Genomic DNA, 14,878 nt, shown 5'->3' with positions numbered 1-14,878 from the left:
GTAGAATAACCAGACTTTAATGCTATTATGAAAATGAACAAACACAAGGAATATCAGCATCCTCTTGAAATAGATACTTTTCAAATCCCTCTGATTCTAACTTTTCCCTGAACTCTTTTAATGTGTAGGGACCAGCGTTTTTCTTGAGAATTGACACATTTTTCTTGAAGGAATCTCTAAAACGTTCTTCCATCTCTTCCTGTTCTTTATAACGTTCAGGCCAGATAGCATAAAGTATAGCATAATGCTGGAAACCACCTCTAACGCATTTCCCTGCACAATTTGCATGAGAAAAACCTTTAATATTGTGTTTAAGCAAAATCTTAGCATTCTCATTGTTTTCTTCAGCTAACTGTTCAGCAATAGTATACATTCTTGGGAGTTTAATTCCCCACTCTTCTTGAATAATACCTTTTGCATCAAGATCTTCTCTAAATAATTCTATCAAAGGAAATCTAGTTTCTATAGGCTCCAAGGGAAAGTGGCTATAAAAGTCCTTTAAATTGTCGGCTCGATGACTTTCGTGAGGGCCTATGCCAAAATAAAGAATAGGCTCTATATCTTGTTCATTTCTAAGTTCATCTTCTAAAAATATAATCGTTTGTCTTACTTTTAGTTCTTCAGAACATTTTGCTAGTCTTGCATTTCCTAGGAATCGAGTTTCATGAAACACCTCTTCTGGTGTTCTACCATCAATCCTCTGGGTAATTTCTATCCCTATATAATCAGCTACCTCTTGCATAAATCGATAGTTGTCTTCATCTTCCCACAAGGTGTTTGTAAAAAACAAAACACAATTTTCTTTACCATAAGTTTGAACCATATGATGTGCTACGTACGCACTTCCTGCTCCGCCACTGAACATAGCCACATGGACTTTTCTTTTTTTATTTTCGTCCATTTCCTCACTCCATGTCACTTACATATTTTTCGAATATTTTGTAAACTACGAATTCTAATTCTTGCCGAGAAACACTCTTTTTTGTAACACTAATTAGCCTATCTAAATTATCATACATCACTTTAGATTTAACAGATAAGTCTACTTCATTTATTATTTTTTTACTATGACCAATCTGTACTGGAATTCCTTCATCCGTTTTTATTATATCTTCTTTGGAATCATGCGCTAAAACTAAAATATCTTGGTTCAATTGATTAATAAGAATATCATATGTGGCATCAGACCAATCTTCAAGCCGTACACCTACATACATTTCTACGAAACGTATGAACCATCCAGATTCGAGATCGCTTTCGTTGTGTAGGGCTCTGTTTAGAGAGTTTAATAGATTGTTTCTGGGATTTTTATTCAAATCGTGTTTCCCAAGCCACCCAGAGAGCTCATTGAAATTGTTTACTCCTATAATAGAACAAATATTATCTTCGATTTGTTTTCCTACTACATTAATGTGGCTTTCTCCATAAGCTTTTATAGCAACCATGTTATCGAAGTCATCATAAAATTTTTCAAACAGCATTTTCATACTTTCTTGTGGACTAATTTCCGAGCGACGGATGCACTCTCTAAACCAGCTAAATTGATTGTCAACACTGTTTGATAGCTGCGTATACCTCGGTAAAGACCTATACCACTTTAGTAATGTTCCAGCGATAAAAATAGTCCGAGATTTATTAACAAGTCTTCCCTCTGTGGAATTGGAAAACTCCACTTCGATTTTCCTGTAGAAATCAATATGCTTTTCATCAATTCTTTCATACTTATACTGATATTGACCTGCTCCTATTTCTACAATGATCTCAAAAAGTTTATTCCCATTAAGCCCTGGTACAAACATCTCATTGCTGTACAACATAAATTCACTTAGCCTATCACTTAACATCGCCACTATCAAAACTGGTACAACTGGTTTTCTGATCCCAAAAGGCGAGTCTGTAAACAAATTAATAATATCTTTAAATTCACCATACGGCTTATGATCCAATAATTCTATTAAACGCTGTCTTAGAACAGCATAGGGCTCGTATTTAATATTTTGAAACTCGGCATTATTTATATTCAAGTCAAACCGCCCATTATTTTTAAACACTGACGCGTATATACTATACTCAGGGCCATTACCCTCAATGCCAAACCTATCAACACGGGGTTTCTCCATCATTAGATCAATTAATTTAATAGCACCATTTTTCTGGGGGGACGATATGACAGTCCTGTTAAACGAATCATTAAGAATGACCGGTGTATATCTAAATAATTCATGGCACTTTTCTGAAAGGAAATCACCCAACGCCACATCGTTTATAAAGCTCAACTTTTCACCGTTGTAGTACCATGAATCTTTTGAAAAGGTATCTATTTCATCCAAGTAATCAGAAACCATAAATTTTGATTCATTGAGCAGAAGAATTATCTCTTCTTTAATACCTTTGTCTTCTTCAATAAATGCTTTATTTTTCAAAAGTTGCTCTAACACAAAAATGTTTTTCAGTTCCTCTTGAATAACCACTAAGGGCTTAGAATGTAAGTATAAGAGGGTACCATTCTCTTTACTTATCCTCAAAATCTCTTCAAATTTTTCATTGTTATGATAGTCGGAACCCAGCAATAGATATTGAATAGTAAGGTCAGCAGCTTGTTGTCCAACTATACTCTTGTAATCTAGAATATCTAAGTCACATACGAACTGTACTGAAGCAAACCGTGTCATACCTTTAGTATCATTATATTGTTGAGGAAAATAATATTTTTTGCTTAAATTTCTGAACAATATTTCTTTTTGTATTTTTTCATTAATTTGCAAAGAGGCTTTGTCTGACTCTATTCTTTCCTGTAGATTAACGGAATTACCTGCAAACAACTCCCAGTAATTACTCACTCTATTGTATCTGAGTATTTTATTATCACTTAATATTTGAATAACTGATTCTAAGTCTGCATGATTTCCAGTAAATACAAATGACATCAACTCATCCGTCAATCTTACTTCAGACTGTAATCCACAGATATTCCAAAGTGATACGAACTTTATTAAATTTATAGCTAACTCCTGTTCCAGAAGATCACTTGGGATTCTCGCGATAGCCTTTTTCAACAGTAAAAAGTGTCCAGCTAATTCCTCGGAAGTTATATCTCTCGAATCAGGGAAAAAGTAATCAAATAATTGATGCGGCAAATAATAGTTATCCGTTTTATTTATGTGATTTTGGAACCCACCACTATCTTGACTTTCCAAGAAAGTAAATAATGTTCTCTCGTTTTGTCCAAATACGCTCGTCAACTGCGGCAACATAAATAGAGAGACTGGGTGTAAGGGAAACATTCCCTTCAAGATCAATTTTTCCTTTTCTGTCTGGTTTAAGCTTGGGTATAAAGGATATTCTCTTAATTTGTCGCGACTATATTTAAACAACTCATTACTAATTTTAGGCTTATGCTTTAAGTTCTCAGATATAACAATTTCAGCCAAACGAAGAAACGTAGCTTGATCGTTCTTAATGAAATATTGTCTAAACCTCTTCTCAATGCGCTGAAATTCACTGATTGCTTCTTCGCCTAAACCACTAAAATACTGACGAAGACCTTTATGTGTAACAAGCAATAGATGTATTAACTCATTGCGGTTGGCTATCTCAGCGAGGTCTTGAATATCTTGCATAGCCTCATTAAATTTTGAATCATTTAGTCCCTGTAAGAATCGCGCGAACTCATCATATACAATGAACACACCTATATTATTCTCGTGTAGTATTTTTAAAACATATTCTATTTGAGTCATAAAACTTTGATTGTAATCAATGTCAAAAGAAGCACCAGAAGTCAATTGAGAATATAATTTAGAAAAGTAGAAGATCTCTTCCTCATTTTGTTTATTTATTTCTGTAATCCAAGGTTCAATTTCTTTACCTTCCGAAAGTAATCTGGTATGGAACAAACTATATGTCTCAGGAAAACTTTGCTTCCAACTAGTAATCGTTTCAATTACCTTTGAACTTACTCCAGGTAAGGTTACATGTATGTTTTCTTCATGTAGCTTTTTTAGTAGATTTGAAAGTATGGATTGTCTAAACCGTCCTTCGTTCCCACTTAGTATAATAGGAAGATAGCGACGCTCTAATTGAGATGCCTCACTTATATGATGAGCGGTACTGTCATCTACTTGTATGAATTTATTAACAAGTGAATTGACATCCTCTGAAGATACTGATTTAGAAACCATGCTTGCAATTATATTTGCTAATAAAGATTTCCCTGTTCCATACGGGCCAACCAAAATATGCGCTCGATTTGCATCTTCTTTAGTAAGACCTTCAATAATCCCATTAATAGCCTCTGCATGAGATGGGGTGGATATATACCTTTTAATGAATTCAGTATTGCCTATATCAAATTTAATGTTAACACTAGTTTTAAAAGTCATATTTACAACACCACTCTCTTGCCAAGTTCATCATTCAAAAAATCCATTGGCTCTATCTTAGCAACTTTTATATAATCCAAATTGTTAGTTCGAACGTATTGTACCGGATACTTGTCATGATTAGTTAGCACATTTAAAGCCTCTATAATCTTGTTTCGAGACAAATTATATGTAGTACCCCACAAATACTTTTCGTTAACAATTTCATTTATACTCACTATTTCGATCTTGTTTTTATGACAGTAATCAAGAAGCACAAAATACAGAGCATTAACGCCTATAGTTTCAATATCTGGAGAAACTTTTTTTATGGTTTCTCTTTCACTAACCGAAGATTCAATTTTTAACAGCTGTAATTTCGAAAACGGGCTGAACGTAACATCTTCAGGATCAAGTTCATTCGGCTGCTTTGTATAAAATTGAATCAAACAATCAATATCTCTTTTTAGTGATTTATCAGAGATCTCTTTAATCTCATTCAAAGAAACCCAAGTTTCAAATGAAGAATTTAAGTCCACTTTTTTAAAAGCTGTTTCCTTATAGGTATTAAAAAACCAATCAAATACTGTAGATTGATCATTATCATTACAAATTAATTTATAATGTAAAATTGATAAAGTAACGTTATGTTGCAACACTCTATCAAACTCACAGATCAAATGTCCTAAACTTGTAAGAGAATGTACTTTCAGACCTTCTTCAATATTCTCTTCTATAACTCCAAAAGCAAAAAGCCAATATTTTAAGGCTTCAACCATATTTTTACCAAGGCCAATTTTTTCAAAAGAATCATCATTGTAAAAGAAACGACTATTATCTTCTACTGATTTCAAACCCTTACTAAGCCATTTATCTCTCATGTAGAAACTTTGATGCCTTGCGTATGCCATACATGATACTTCCTTTCAAATGGGATTCATCCCTGGTTAATACCTTCCAGGGATGATTATACACTAGTTCAACCAACATAGACAACATTTAATAGGAACATACATTCTTGAACCGATTAATTTTGATTACTTTTCTTTTGGAAAGCATCCTTCAAACCTTTCTATTATTGTAGGCTATAGACATCAAAATTATATCACTCTCTATCTATGTAGGCTATAGCCTATTGACATAATTTCCGTAAAATTTTTATGATAGGTTGAATATTAGTCAAATTAAAGGAGCTGTGCTCTTGGAAATCGAACTAGTCATCTTTGGGGAAATAATCAGAAATAGACGGTTGGAACTTAATATCAGCCAAGAAAATCTGGCTTTGAAAGCTGATATGGACAGATCGTATGTAAGCGAAATAGAGCGAGGACACAAAAACCCTTCCTTATCTAAAATACTGGCTCTTTCAAGCGCACTAGAACTTTCTGTTTCGGAGTTATTCTATTTATTCGAAGACTCATACTATAAAAGAAAAACAACCACAAATAATTAAATTTATGGTTTTTCTTCCTTTAAATACTAGATAGTAACCGCTGACACAATTGAATTTTTATGTACTGCTCGTAGAGTAGAGTAGAAAGCAAATCACTTATCTAAACTTGTTCTTTTACACTCGGTTTTCAAAATTGAGATCTTTAATACTCATTTATTTGACCCTGTCCTTAAATCATACAGTAATTGATGAAATTTCGAGTTTAAATTTATACCAAGAATCATCAATGAAAATGTAACAATAATACCAAGAATAAATCCTATCCATCCAAAACAAGAAAGGGTACTCAATATTATCACCGATAGAACAAAAAAGGGAATAAGAATACCACCACAATTTAGAATAGTTTGTGCTGATTCCAAGTCAAACTCATTTTTAAATTTTGCTATTACATCAGATGCATTACTTAGAAATATTACCGTTATGACTAACCTCTCACACAATACACTTATTCGCCACCGCCACCATCTTCGCAGGCATTTCTTCCCTTAGTCGCCACACAAAGCTCATTGGTTTGTTTCCCTCATGACTCACATAATCCGCTTCGCCCAGAAACACAAACGGAGACGTATAGTTATGCTCCTCCTTATACTCCCGCACGAACAGCACGATCCGATTACCTGTCTCACGATGCTGAATATAACGCTGCGCGGTAGCTGTATGCTCTGACACCCTGCTTTGAGTCTGCCAGTGGAACAAACGCTCATTAATCGCATAGTCCTCGTACAGCGTTGAGGGTGAGAAATCTTTGTCCGATTTGTTCAACGTAATGAAGAAAATATCCGTCTGTTCATCGGCAAAATACTTCACTCCTTCACGGAAGGCGGGTGATTGCTCAGCGTTCCAGTAGCCAAAGGCGGCGAGCACTTGGTCGATGGAGTACACACAGTGGATATCCAGTGGACAAGTGTATGGGAACGAATTACTTTTATCCACAAATCGCAGATGAGCCAGATTATATTTGAAAATATCCACAAGCTCTGCTCGAAATGCCCCACAAGACAGTACACGCTGTACTCCCTCCTCGATGCTGCTCAATCCTAGTTTCTCAGGCGCAGCCCGATGGAAGGTGTAATAGAACATGATCAACATGCGCCGTTCATCGGCGGTGGTTGCTTCTTTGCCTTTTTCAATAAAGTCGATCAGGAACGTCAGCCAGCTTCGAGAGTTGATCGTCAGCACAGACGGCAGTCTGCGGATATACTCCTCGTGTTCATCTTGGATAGGTGGTGTTAATCCAGCTTCGGCCAACATACCGCGGAAATACCTTTTCCCTGTACGTCCACCGTAGAATTCAACCAGTGTCATCCCGTGATGTTCCACAAAATGAGCCAAGGTCAGTGGCAGTCCGGTGTCTTGCTGGAACGTTTGCAGTTTCTGGATCAGCGCTCTGCGATTACGACTCATCTGCTTGAGGTTGCGCATAATATATTCCTTCGCTTGCTTTTCCAATTGAATGAACGTGCCGCGTGGCAGGTTCGAAAAGCCGTTCTCGACGTAGTACGAGATGGAATGTTTGGTGGCGCCGATCAGAGCACGGAACTTATCCTGGAACCTGTACTCCTGATGCGCTTGCCCGATGAAGTCGAGCACGGTCAGGCACTCTTTGCCATCTGCCATCCGCAGTCCGCGTCCCAACTGTTGCAGGAATACGGCCAGACTCTCGGTAGGACGCAGGAACAGAATGGTGTTTACCTCAGGGATATCCACGCCCTCATTGTACAGATCAACGACAAAGATCATGCGCAGTTCCCCGTTCACCAGCTGTCCTTTCGCAGAATGACGCTCCTGTTCGTTCGACCTGCCATGCAGGGCCATGGATGGAATGCCGGCTTCGTTAAATATTTTTGCCATGTACATCGCATGATCCACCCCTACGCAGAACCCAAGTCCCTTCACATCGTCCAGATCGGTTACGTATTTGTTCAGACTTTGGATGATCTGGTTGGCACGGATTTTGTTATGAGTGTAGAGCTTGTCCAGTTCGTTCAGGTCGTAGCCTTTACGCGACCACTTCACCTGGGATAGATCGACAGTATCGGTGACGCCAAAATATTGAAAAGGGCTCAGGAGCTTGCGGTCAATTGCATCAGTCAGACGGATCTCGGCGGCAATCGTATGATCGAAGTAGGCGGTAATGTCTTTGCCATCCATCCGTTCAGGCGTGGCAGTAAGCCCTAGCAAAATCTTAGGTTCGTAGTGGGACAACAGCTTCTGGTACGAATGCGCAGCGGCATGGTGGAATTCATCCACAATGATGTAATCGTAATAATCTGGGCTGGTGACCTCCGTCAGCTTCATGGAGTTGAGACTCTGAATACTAACAAACAAGTGGTCCAGCGCCTCTGCTCGGTAATTCCCCACATGTAGCTCGCCAAAGTTCATATCCTTCAGGATATACCGGAACGTATCCCGGCTTTGCTTTAAGATTTCTTCCCGATGGGCGACAAAAAGCAGCTTTGCTCCCGCATGGCTTGCACGGAATCGTTTGTAATCGAAGGCTGAAATGACCGTTTTGCCAACGCCTGTGGCGGCGACGATTAGGTTGCGAATTCGTCCATACAGCGTACGCTCGGCGTCCAGCTGTTCCAGCACTTCCTTTTGATAATCGTAAGGCTGGATGTCGAGGTGAAAGTGGTTGGACGGATCTTTTTTGCGATTCAGAGCCGCCTTCAACTGTGCCTCATGGCCATCATCCTCAGCTACATATCGCGTAAATTCGCGGTCATTCCAGTAACTCTCGAAGGTCGCTTCAATCTTGCGCAGCACGTCGAGTGAATCCTTCTCCGTCACCTTGAGGTTCCACTCCATACCACTGGTCAGCGCCGGGTTGGACAGGTTAGAGGAGCCGACATAGGCTGTAGTGAATCCAGTATCCCGGTGAAAAATGTACGTTTTGGCGTGCAGTCGTGTCACTTTGGTATCATAGGAAATCTGGATTTCTGTGTTAGGTAATTTGCTAAGTTCGGTAATAGCTTTGAGGTCGGTTGCTTCCATATACGTGGTCGTGATAATCCGCAGCTTCCCGCCACCCGCTGTAAATTGCTGAAGCTGTTCCAGCAGCAGGCGAAGCCCACTGAACTTGATAAATGACACCAACCAGTCGATCCGATCGGCGGTCACGATCTCCTTTTGCAGCTCCAGTAACATACTCGGTTCGGACTTTGCACCTGTGAACAAAGAACTTTGGGAGATAGGTGTATGTGGACGAACGATTTTGGTATCCCGGACCGCACGAATGCTGTTCAGTTTGGAATACACATGAGTCAAGACTTCCCCCTGCTCGTCCAGTTGCAATTCGTTGTATTCTTCTTCCCCAAGCGTGCCTTTCAGCGTAGCAATAATCTCATTACACGTTCGGATCTGCGCCAACACTGCTGTCTTATCTTCTGTCTGTTCCCGTACAATCTTGAGCGCTCGCCGGGTCACCGCCGCCAAATACGTGGACAGTAGCTTGCGCGCTTCCTCTGCATCCAGCTTCTCGGTCCCAATGTGATACACATCCGGGTCCAGCGCCGAAATCTCCTGTCTGGTGATTGTGTTGATAAGCTGTTCATATATGCCTTGTTTCATGAATGTACCTCGTGTGGGTGTAGGATGGTTGTGGATAGTTCTTTATGTATATGGTGAGCTAAAAATTGCTTCTTCTATATTATCGACTAATCTGTGGAAGATTTCATTAATTGTTTGATTTCATAGAAAAAGCACCTCTACTTTTCGTTTGGTAGAAATGCTTCTCTATGAATACGATTATGCGAAATGTTAGCCTAGTGATCTACAGATTATTAAATATCAATCGGATCTTTCTCAACAAATTTTTCATACCAATTATTTAATGGGAAATGTGAGACTTTTATAATTTCTAGTGAGAGTGGTTTGATGGTAAAAGAACCGCCCCGTTCAAAAAGTTTAATTAACGGTTCATATATGTCTAGATATTGACTGATGCTCGGAGTATTCTCTGCGTACTTCGCCAACTGTAAATAGTATTCAAATATTCTTTTCACATAGGAGTTTTGATTCAAATATGCAACAGCCTCTGAACTACAATAAGCTGAAATATCTAATTCCTCTCCGTGATCCCCTAGCAGTTTCGCCACATTTGTAAATGCAGGTGGCATAGGCTTCAGCTGCTCCGCTTTATAAAACTGAGCCATTCTTCTGAGGAATTCATATCCGAGTTTAGTATCCTCCTCAGAGATAACAGTACCTACTAAGGCCCAATTTATATTATTTAGTTTGGATACTGCATTTTCCAATAACATTCTGTTTCACCTCAACATTTAGTAATCAATCTTATCATCATAGTACTTACCAAAATCCTTACTAGGATCGTAACCTGGAAAAGGCGGAGGATTGGGAGCTGTTACAGCAGCTTTATCATGAGCATTTTTCTCTGTATCTATTTTAAATGTCTCTAATTCCGCGCTCCAAGTCGTCCGATCCCTCAGGGGCATTCCTTCACTCATTAACTCCTTTTCTCTCAATTCATGATTCGCTAATGTCTTAAACCAATCCTTCTCAGCTTCATTAAGATCACCGTTTTGAGCTTTCTTCCAAGCATATGCTATATCCCCGTCGGCTTGAAAGTAGTTTTCTTTATACGGTTTACCTTCTATGGACAAATTATAAGTGCTCAAGAATAGATGTCTTTTCATGTTAGTAACTTGCTCTTCTGTCAGCCCTGTATTTTTAGCAATAATAGGTACATCCTCAATTCCTTTTGTTCTAATTTCAATATAATTTCTTTCAAGATACGCCTGAAATCCATCTTTAGGAGGTGTAATATATTTCTTCATTTCTCCGGGGTCTGTAATAAACGTAAATTCTTTATTATGTGAGCCATTCTCCCCATGCCCCGACTTACTTCCACCCGATCCACCCAGATCGGTATGCTTGTCATCCATTGAACGAAAAGCTTTGCCAAACAAAACATATGCCAGGGCCTGACCTGTCATCGCTCCACCGTAATACCCTGCTCCACTCTCATCGATCTGCTTCTTCTGCTCTTCCACAAATTGTTCTATATCAGACCGCGCCGTTCCCGTGCCCCAGGCGGTGTCCCATGCAAACTGAATACCACGCCCAACGTCTACAACTTTGCCCACTGTCATGGCATATGCCACACTGCTTAATGTACTGAACGGGTTAGAGAAGAAAGCTTCTGCCGTCTGGCCCATTCCTGTTAATGTTTCTCCTACTGATTTATCAAGCAGCCCTACAGCGAAATTTCGCTTTAGCTCCTCTGGAATGTATAGCGCAACCTCTCCTGTGCCATCCGTTGTTCTGAAGTTCATGGCGATAAACGTAAACTCTTTCTGGATTTCGTCCAACAGCCCGAGTGTAGTCGGGAACACTTCTTTCACCTGCATGAAATCCCAGAAGAAACGCTCTCCTGTCACACCCGTCCACTCAGATTGCAACATATAAATGGATTTCTCCAGCTCCCTGACCATTCGCTCCAGTTCCTGTTTCTTCTGCTGGACCAACCGGGCCTTTTCCTCCAATAGATCGGGATGTACCTCGATTCGCTGCATTTACTTTTCACCACCAACCTGACCGTAGTTTATGTACCTAAATTTTAACAAGTAAGAAGGAAGATTGGAATCAAACGGAAGGATCATTTCCTCAGAGGTTATCCGGTCGTTGGGCAACATCCCTAGGTAACTATTTTTGCACATTAATGCATGGATGAATGCCGTTGAGTCGACTGGGTATCTTGTACAAAAAGAAAGACTTCTATCACAGATAGAAGTCGCACAAGATAACGATACAGTAGGATTAAATCTTCTTTAAGACACTACAAATTGTACAACAATTGGAGTTCCATCATTTAATGCATCTCCACCGGGAATTGTAATTGTAGTAGTGGTAGCCGAGGATGTATCTGCTGTTTGCATAAGGCCATTAATATAAAGATTGTAGTAGTTGTAGGTGCCTGGAAATGTGGTTGCAGCTACACCAGCGTCATTTGTAAAAGCAGTCGCAGCAATGGCAAATGTTGCCCCAGTGCCGGTCCCATCACCAATGGTTGCAGCAAATCTTAAACTGTTCTGAAATGGTGTCACAAGTGGCATGTCTCTCACCTCCTACCTAACATAGTATATGTGGTAGGTTTGGGAGTAGTGAAGGCAAAGGAACCAGCAACTAAAACCAATTTTAACCATTTATGATATTGGCTGTTATTATAATTATCTCGATGATAATAGGTGTCCCTGCAAAGATCACACCATTTTGTGACGAAAAAAACAACCTCTCCGCACTTACATTGTATGAGTTTCCTGGTTGGACGATCCCGTTTATATAAAGATTGTTGAAACTAGTAATTCCAACCCCGGCAAATTCGGTTATGCTGCCGCCATCGTCATTCGTGAATGCTGTGGCAGGAATTATAACCGAGGCCGACAAATCCAGATCGGTTTCCGGAAAATAGAAGTAGCGGTTTGCCGTAGGAATGATTTCAATTCCGGGTACGGTGCCCGGCGGACCTTGCTCACCTGGGGGACCCGTTGGTCCTTGGACTCCGGGAGTTCCCGGTTGACCCGGCTCACCTTGAGGGCCTGCCGGGCCTTGCGCTCCGGGAACTCCCGGTTGACCCGGTTCGCCTTGAGCACCTGCAGGACCCTGCGCTCCGGGAACTCCGGGTTGACCCGGTTCACCCTGAGGACCAGCGGGACCCTGCGCTCCCGGAACTCCGGGTTGACCCGATTCACCTCGAGGGCCTGCGGGGCCTTGCGCTCCAGGAACTCCCCGTTGCCCTGATTCACCTCGAGGGCCTGCGGGGCCTTGCGCTCCCGGAAGCCCTGCTTGACCCGGCTCACCGTGAGATCCGGCAGGGCCCTGGGCATCTGCCACACCTTGCGTTCCAGGGAGACTCACAGTCTCCAATTCATGCTGTCTCAACGGAGCGAGCTGGGGGGCGGGCTCACAGCATACCGGGTTGCTGCCTCCCCCTCTCGGTAATGCAATGACTTTTTTGTCACGGGCCATTTTCTGTGATCTTAATGGACGCTTCAGTGAGCAGCGCTTTCTCCGATAAGATCTACGGATAATATGGCATTTCTTTCGTTTTCCCAAGTGTTTTTTTCTACATTTCAACGTAGAACGACTGGGCCTTAATTTGTTGAGGGTGGCTGTCCTCTTGTTCAGATACTTCAAAATGGTCATCTCCTTAGGCCAAGGCACACAGTATATATGCCCTATACTATGTCCTTAGCACATTCGGAGAGTGTGCGAATAACTATGAGGAAAGCCCAATAAAAAAGACAAGAGTCCTGCTATAGTTGTCCTTTGTCTTACCAGCATGGCTTCCTTGTTTAATTTTGAGGGAAGCGGAATACCCTTATGAAGCGGAGCTCAACTTTCTTTTTGCCGTCCAATAGCTCCAGCCTTGGAATACTACAAACAACGCTACTGCCATGATCAAACTCATCCCCATCTCCACCAATCGCTGCATATTCCCATTCAAGAAAACGCTGTACCCCTGAGTTACCGCGGAACTGAACTGTTCTGAGGCGAAAAATACATAATAGAGACTAAACATCAGCATATGAACAAAGGTATACACGATGGAGAAGGCAAAAGGAAGAATGGATATATACTTATTTTTACTTATCGCAAACATAATGAGTGCCTGTGCACCCAAGAACATAGAGGCGAATAAGGTGGACTCCAATCCACCAGATGTATGGAGCACGCCACTAAAAAATAACTTTTCAAACATATTAAACGTAAGTCCTTCACCCCAATAATGATACATCACCTGAAAATAAGCTTGCAGATACCCTAAACTGAATAACAGGGGCACAGATAGCAGGCAAAGGCGATCCACACGTTTGCGTGTAAATACAAGACAGGCACCTAGCGCACACACCGTAATCCAAAAAATAGGCATTAATTCAATATACCGATTATGTACACCATATCGATTCGCGATTAGTCCACCCACCAGTGTTACAATGAATAGGAGCAAACCTGCTAAGGCACAGCCAAAAATCATTTTCATGTTGAATCCATACGTTTCTTTGGTTACCGTTCGGCGCAGTTCTGAGATAGAGCCAAATTGTTGAATGGAACGTTCGATGGCCTCCGTCTCTCCCAAACCCTGGCACTTTAGATGATCCACCGAGGAATAGAGGTGAGCGGCCATTTCTTCTCTCCACTCAGACTTTTCCCTCTTCGTTAAATACGTAAATCGAAGTACTTGATCCAAATACTGTTCAATGACTTCCATGCAGATCCCCTCCCAAGAATATATCAATAATCTTGATGTTCTCCGTCCATGATGTCCTCAATGTATTGAGCTGAGTTTGGCCATCCGTGGTGATTCGGTAATATCGCCGCCGTGGTCCATTAATTGCCTCTCCCCAATAACCCTCTATGTATCCATTAGCCTCCATACGTTTCAGTGCTGGATACAGTGTGCCTTCTTTTAGATCAAACTGACCATTGGTCTCGTCATTCACCGTTCTGGATATTTCGTATCCGTATGCATCCTGCTTATTCAGTACAGACAGTACAATTCCATCGATGTATCCTTTAATCATTTCGTTTCTCAGCTTCACACACCACCTACTATGCAATTCTATGTAGTTAAGTATAACAAACAAATATTGTAAAAAGCAACACGACAATCCTTTTCTTTTGAACGGATTGTCATATGAAAGGCGACAGTTCTTCTATAAAAGATTCGTGAGGATTCTCCAACCCAAGCATTTTTGTGGTCTGTGATTCATTAGATCGAGTGAATGGGCGAAATCTTCATTTTGAAAGAGACCGTATGCCGACCATCGGTACGATTGTTGTGGTGAATTCATTCTACACGAATCCCGCCATGGGCCATTTTTATTTATTTTCAGTAGGTGTTGCACTTCATAGTTACGCATTAGTGCATATTATGTAAATGTCTTCTGGCTTGCAGAAGGACAGCGGGGGATGGGACAATCTATAATACAAATATTACCACACCACACAAGAGACAAATTCCGTGATAAACTAACGCTATGCTCCATTACAGCGACGATGCGTTGCTTGATAAGATTTTATATTGAAACTCGGAGGAATA

The 14,878-nt window shown here is 40.7% G+C and carries 11 protein-coding genes; 1 reads left to right on the top strand and 10 read right to left on the bottom strand.

The window, feature by feature from the left end; translation table 11 throughout:
* Positions 1-25: 25 nt before the first annotated feature.
* From NST33_RS04865 to NST33_RS04855, 3 genes are read right to left on the bottom strand one after another with little or no spacing between them, the layout of a single operon-like run.
* Entirely contained in the window at positions 26-901 is an 876-nt protein-coding gene (locus NST33_RS04865) for a hypothetical protein (RefSeq protein WP_339307026.1), read from the bottom strand.
* 4 nt (positions 902-905) lie between these two features.
* Positions 906-4,382, bottom strand: coding sequence for a hypothetical protein (locus NST33_RS04860; protein ID WP_339307024.1), 3,477 nt, complete (start codon positions 4,380-4,382; stop codon positions 906-908).
* A 2-nt stretch (positions 4,383-4,384) separates the two neighbouring features.
* Positions 4,385-5,272 (bottom strand): DUF4007 family protein, encoded by an 888-nt coding sequence (locus NST33_RS04855; protein WP_339307022.1) that lies wholly within the window; start codon positions 5,270-5,272, stop codon positions 4,385-4,387.
* A 257-nt stretch (positions 5,273-5,529) separates the two neighbouring features.
* On the opposite strand from NST33_RS04855, the gene NST33_RS04850 reads away from it, so the two are divergent.
* A complete protein-coding gene (locus tag NST33_RS04850) occupies positions 5,530-5,814 on the top strand; it encodes a helix-turn-helix transcriptional regulator (RefSeq protein ID WP_339307020.1) in 285 nt (94 codons plus the stop codon).
* Between the two features lie 435 nt (positions 5,815-6,249).
* Here NST33_RS04850 and NST33_RS04845 read toward each other — a convergent pair whose 3' ends face one another.
* The 7 genes from NST33_RS04845 to NST33_RS04815 form a co-directional block, all read right to left on the bottom strand.
* The gene (locus NST33_RS04845) at positions 6,250-9,387 is read right to left on the bottom strand and encodes a DUF3427 domain-containing protein (RefSeq protein ID WP_339307018.1); all 3,138 of its coding nucleotides are present in this window, start codon (positions 9,385-9,387) and stop codon (positions 6,250-6,252) included.
* Between the two features lie 212 nt (positions 9,388-9,599).
* On the bottom strand, positions 9,600-10,079 hold the full coding sequence (locus tag NST33_RS04840) for a hypothetical protein (protein ID WP_339307016.1): 480 nt from the start codon (positions 10,077-10,079) through the stop codon (positions 9,600-9,602).
* 18 nt (positions 10,080-10,097) lie between these two features.
* Positions 10,098-11,351, bottom strand: coding sequence for a WXG100 family type VII secretion target (locus tag NST33_RS04835; RefSeq protein WP_339307015.1), 1,254 nt, complete (start codon positions 11,349-11,351; stop codon positions 10,098-10,100).
* Positions 11,352-11,606: 255 nt separating this feature from the next.
* On the bottom strand, positions 11,607-11,891 hold the full coding sequence (locus NST33_RS04830) for a DUF4183 domain-containing protein (protein WP_339307013.1): 285 nt from the start codon (positions 11,889-11,891) through the stop codon (positions 11,607-11,609).
* A gap of 82 nt (positions 11,892-11,973) precedes the next feature.
* Positions 11,974-12,804, bottom strand: coding sequence for a DUF4183 domain-containing protein (locus tag NST33_RS04825; protein ID WP_339307011.1), 831 nt, complete (start codon positions 12,802-12,804; stop codon positions 11,974-11,976).
* A 352-nt stretch (positions 12,805-13,156) separates the two neighbouring features.
* Entirely contained in the window at positions 13,157-14,047 is an 891-nt protein-coding gene (locus tag NST33_RS04820; RefSeq protein ID WP_339307009.1) for a permease prefix domain 1-containing protein, read from the bottom strand.
* A complete protein-coding gene (locus NST33_RS04815) occupies positions 14,034-14,378 on the bottom strand; it encodes a PadR family transcriptional regulator (RefSeq protein WP_237176811.1) in 345 nt (114 codons plus the stop codon). The genes NST33_RS04820 and NST33_RS04815 overlap by 14 nt, the downstream gene beginning before the upstream one ends.
* Between the last annotated feature and the right edge of the window lie 500 nt (positions 14,379-14,878).

The sequence above is a fragment of the Paenibacillus sp. FSL L8-0435 genome, assembly GCF_037965655.1.
GTDB lineage: Bacteria > Bacillota > Bacilli > Paenibacillales > Paenibacillaceae > Paenibacillus.
This window is presented reverse-complemented; position numbering and strand designations above follow the sequence as displayed.

Bases quoted from the DNA above. Each gene is read 5' to 3' on its own strand.
- NST33_RS04865 (WP_339307026.1), bottom strand. From the start codon at position 901: ATGGACGAAAATAAAAAAAGAAAAGTCCATGTGGCTATGTTCAGTGGC.
- NST33_RS04860 (WP_339307024.1), bottom strand. From the start codon at position 4,382: ATGACTTTTAAAACTAGTGTTAACATTAAATTTGATATAGGCAATACT.
- NST33_RS04855 (WP_339307022.1), bottom strand. From the start codon at position 5,272: ATGGCATACGCAAGGCATCAAAGTTTCTACATGAGAGATAAATGGCTT.
- NST33_RS04845 (WP_339307018.1), bottom strand. From the start codon at position 9,387: ATGAAACAAGGCATATATGAACAGCTTATCAACACAATCACCAGACAG.
- NST33_RS04840 (WP_339307016.1), bottom strand. From the start codon at position 10,079: ATGTTATTGGAAAATGCAGTATCCAAACTAAATAATATAAATTGGGCC.
- NST33_RS04835 (WP_339307015.1), bottom strand. From the start codon at position 11,351: ATGCAGCGAATCGAGGTACATCCCGATCTATTGGAGGAAAAGGCCCGG.
- NST33_RS04830 (WP_339307013.1), bottom strand. From the start codon at position 11,891: ATGCCACTTGTGACACCATTTCAGAACAGTTTAAGATTTGCTGCAACC.
- NST33_RS04825 (WP_339307011.1), bottom strand. From the start codon at position 12,804: ATGGCCCGTGACAAAAAAGTCATTGCATTACCGAGAGGGGGAGGCAGC.
- NST33_RS04820 (WP_339307009.1), bottom strand. From the start codon at position 14,047: ATGGAAGTCATTGAACAGTATTTGGATCAAGTACTTCGATTTACGTAT.